We start from the raw sequence: 882 nt of genomic DNA on the forward strand, positions 1-882 counted from the left end.
GGTGGCCCCGGAAGCTCCCTCGCACGGGGCGCGCTCGCGGCGCTCGTCCGGGGCGCCGGGGAAGCGCTGCGCTCGCAGCCGTGGACGGTGGGCCTGGCGTGGGCGCTGCTCGTCCTGTGGGGCGCGGGCGTGGTCTGGAAGGTGCGGGGGCACGTGCGGGCGTATCGCCAGGTGCGCGGCATGCGTGAGCGTGCGCGGCCCTTCCGTCACCCGGTGCTGGAGGAGGAGGCGGAGTTCCTCGCGAACGAGGCGGGCCTGCGACGTCCGCCCACGCTGCTGGTGTCGGACGAGGTGGTGAGCCCGCTGGCGGCGGGGCTCGTGTCGCCGGTCATCGTGCTGCCCGCGAAGGCGGTGCGCGACCTGCCGGAGGACGCGCTGCGCATGGCGCTGGCGCACGAGGTGGCGCACCTGCGTCGCGGGGACCTGTGGCTGGGCTGGGTGCCGGCGCTGGCGGAGACGGTCCTCTTCTTCCACCCGCTCGCGCGCCAGGCGGCCCGTGAGTACGCGCTCGCCCGGGAAGAGGCGTGCGACGCGGAGGCGCTGCGCCTCACCGGCGCGGAGCCCGCGGACTACGGCGAGCTGCTCATCGCCTTTGGCATCACCCGGCCCCCCGGCAGCGCAGCGGCGCTTGGGGCGTCGGCCCACCTTCACGCGCTGCACAGGAGGCTCCGCATGCTGGAACATGTCGACGTCGTCCCCACCCAACCCCGCCGGTGGCTGAAGGGTGCGCTGTTCGCCCTCGGCGCCGTGGTCCTGATGCCCTTCCAGGTCGTCGCCAAGGCGCCCGCGGAGAACGCCGCGCCGAAGCCCGCCGCGACGCCCGCCCCCGCCGCGAAGCCCACCGTGGCGGAGCACGCCGCGAAGGCGCCGGGAACGCCCGCG

1 protein-coding gene is annotated in these 882 nt (G+C 76.3%); it reads left to right on the forward strand.

The window, feature by feature from the left end:
* The coding region (locus ACLEQD_RS44440) for a M56 family metallopeptidase (RefSeq protein ID WP_410391937.1) at window positions 1-882 on the forward strand (882 nt) is incomplete at both ends.

Origin of the sequence: Corallococcus sp. 4LFB, assembly GCF_046520365.1 — a bacterium.
In the GTDB taxonomy this organism is placed as follows: domain Bacteria; phylum Myxococcota; class Myxococcia; order Myxococcales; family Myxococcaceae; genus Corallococcus; species Corallococcus caeni.